This is a genomic window from Mesorhizobium sp. B2-4-12, from assembly GCF_006441575.1.
Classification (GTDB): domain Bacteria; phylum Pseudomonadota; class Alphaproteobacteria; order Rhizobiales; family Rhizobiaceae; genus Mesorhizobium.
On the sequence record NZ_VFVC01000108.1, the window covers coordinates 1 to 1,089 of the forward strand.

1 protein-coding gene is annotated in these 1,089 nt (G+C 65.7%); it reads left to right on the forward strand.

Features of this window, described 5'->3' with window-relative positions:
• Nucleotides 1-79 precede the first annotated feature (79 nt).
• A partial coding sequence (locus FJ934_RS27865; protein ID WP_140613600.1) for an integrase core domain-containing protein occupies nucleotides 80-1,089 on the forward strand: 1,010 nt, incomplete at its 3' end.

The window sequence follows — 1,089 nt, forward strand, 5'->3', positions numbered from 1 at the left end:
TGTCCGAACCGGATAGATAGGTAACAGGATGGACCGATTGCATGGGTAACGGTTTTCTTGTCCGCCGGGAGGACCGGCGATGGTTTGGCGAGAGATTGGGCTCATGGATGAGCGGCTTCGATTTGTTGCAGAGTGTCTTAGTGGCGAGGAGACGATGACGCAGCTTTGTGCGGCCTTCGAGATCTCGCGCAAGACCGGCTACAAATGGCTTGGGCGCTACCGGGAGCTTGGGCCGGAAGGCTTGCATGATCTGCCGCGGGCACCGCTCAAACACGGCCGGGCGACGGCATTGGAGTTGGTGGAGCGGATCGTGGCGGCGAAGGAGGCGCATCCGCTGTGGGGGCCGAAGAAGATCATGGCCAGGCTGAGGCGAAGCGAGCCCTCATGCTGCTGGCCGGCGGTCTCGACGGCAGGCGAGATCCTGAAGCGGTATGGTCTTGTCGGGCGGCGACGCAGGCGCTGGAAGGCGGCGGGCAACGGCCCCTGGCCGGAGCCTGCGCAGCCGAATGCGGTGTGGACGGGAGACCACAAAGGCCGGTTCTGGACCCGTGACGGGTGGCGCTGCGAGCCCTTGACGGTGATGGATGGCTTGAGCCGCTACCTGTTGGCGCTGGCGGCGACGGGCTCGACAGCCGATGAGGAGGCCTGGCCGGTGTTTGAGCGGCTGTTTGAGGAGAACGGCCTGCCGGATCGGTTCAGAAGCGACAACGGCTCTCCATTTGCATCGGCCGGCGTCACCGGACTGACGCCGCTTGCGGTGCGCTTCATCAAGCTCGGCATCGCCCTGGAGCGCATCCAGCCCGGCAAGCCGCAGCAGAACGGGCGTCACGAGCGTTTCCATCTGACCATGCTGCCGATGGCCAACGCACCGGAGGCCGACAGACAGGCACAAGCCCAGGCCTTCGAGGCCTTCCGGCGCAGCTATAATGAGGAACGCCCGCACGAAGCATTGGCCATGGACACCCCGGCACAGCATTACCGCCCCTCGACCCGTCCCATGCCGAAGACGACCCCCGAGCCCAACTATCCGGCCGAGGCGGCGGTGCGCGGTGTGCGCCAGAATGGCGCCGTCAAATGGCGGGGCGCCGA